Raw genomic sequence first — 1,316 nt, forward strand, 5'->3', positions numbered from 1 at the left:
ATCTTGATCCGGTCGGCGACCAGGCGCCGGGTCCAGTCCTCGCCGTTCTGGTACCAGTAGATCTCGCCCAGGCTCAGGCCGTAGCCGAACAGGTCGGGCCTGCCGTCGTTGTCGATGTCGGGCGCCTCGAGCCAGTATCCGTCGCGCAGTTGGTCGGCGACCGTCTCGGGGGTGAACTTGGGAGTGCGGAACGGGGCCGCGTCATTGTGGGACATGGTCTTCTCCAGGACGTCTCAGCGGGCGATGGCGTGGTATTCGACGGCGAGCCAGACGCAGTCGGTGTCGGCGCGGTACTGGTGCCAGGGGTAGCGGTACGAGCCGTCGGACTCCTGGACACAGAAGGGGTCCGGGGTGGTGTATCCCGGGCTCATCCGCAGGTCCTCGTAGAGCGCCGCGTGGTCCTGGGCGCTGAACTTCTGCATGCTCCCCAGCCCGTGGACCTGGGTGTGCACCTCGATGAAGTCGTGCCGGTTGTGGATGGCGCAGTCGGTGCCCGCCGGAGCGAACCAGAGGTTCACCTTGATCTGGAACTGCTGTTCCCGCTCGGGCTGTTGGGCCTGCTTGAGGACGTACGCGGGATCGAAGCTGATCACCCCCGCGTCGTCCTGTGGGCTGCGCCACAGGGGGGTGTCCCGGGGGAACGGGGTTCCCTCGCCGTGCTGCGGGGCCTGTGCCAGCAGGTCGCCGAGGAGTCGCCACCCCGGCTCGTCGACGATCGGCGCCACGGGTACGCCGTCGTCCGTGCGCAACAGGACGAGGGCGTCGGCCCGTTCGACGGCGCTCTCGCGCAGGATGGTGGACGACAGCGGCGGGATGCCCTTGCGCGGCTCCTGGGCGATGTGGACCGCGTCGACGCCGAGGTTGACGACGATGACGGAGCCACGCACGAAGTAGTTCTCCGCGTTGCGCACCAGCGTGGCCTCGACGTGCCGGCCCGTGAAGTTGAGCGGAATCTCGGCGTTGCGTTCCTCGGCCGTGGTGCGGACGAGAGGGGCGGGGTGGTTCACGGTCTGCTTCCCTTGCCGGTTGGTGTGGGTGCTCCGGGCCGCGCGGCTCAGGCGGGCGCGGCGGTGGCGGTACGGGCCAGTTCCACGGACAGGTCGTCGATGGGGGTGGCCGGGGCGAAGGACTCGGCCGCCGGGCCGTCGCCGAAGTAGTGGGCGATGGCCTGGACGGTGCGCTCCGTCGCGCGGCCGTCGCCGTACGGGTTGGCGGCGGTGGCCATGCGGCGGTATGCCTCGGGGCTGCGCAGCAGTTCGGTCGCCGCCGCGACGATGCCGTCCCGGTCGGTTCCGACCAGCCGTGCGGTACCGGCC

General features: G+C 70.1%; 2 protein-coding genes and 1 pseudogene. All 3 read right to left on the reverse strand.

Annotated features, from left to right (window positions below):
* A pseudogene (locus ACZ5CR_RS45595) lies at positions 1–215 on the reverse strand (VCBS repeat-containing protein); the annotation flags it as partial.
* An 18-nt stretch (positions 216–233) separates the two neighbouring features.
* Positions 234–1,007, reverse strand: coding sequence for a hypothetical protein (locus ACZ5CR_RS45600; RefSeq protein ID WP_468869688.1), 774 nt, complete (start codon positions 1,005–1,007; stop codon positions 234–236).
* A gap of 47 nt (positions 1,008–1,054) precedes the next feature.
* A partial coding sequence (locus ACZ5CR_RS45605) for a UDP-N-acetylglucosamine 2-epimerase (protein WP_468869691.1) occupies positions 1,055–1,316 on the reverse strand: 262 nt, incomplete at its 5' end.

The organism is Streptomyces sp. NPDC031274, from assembly GCF_055570235.1.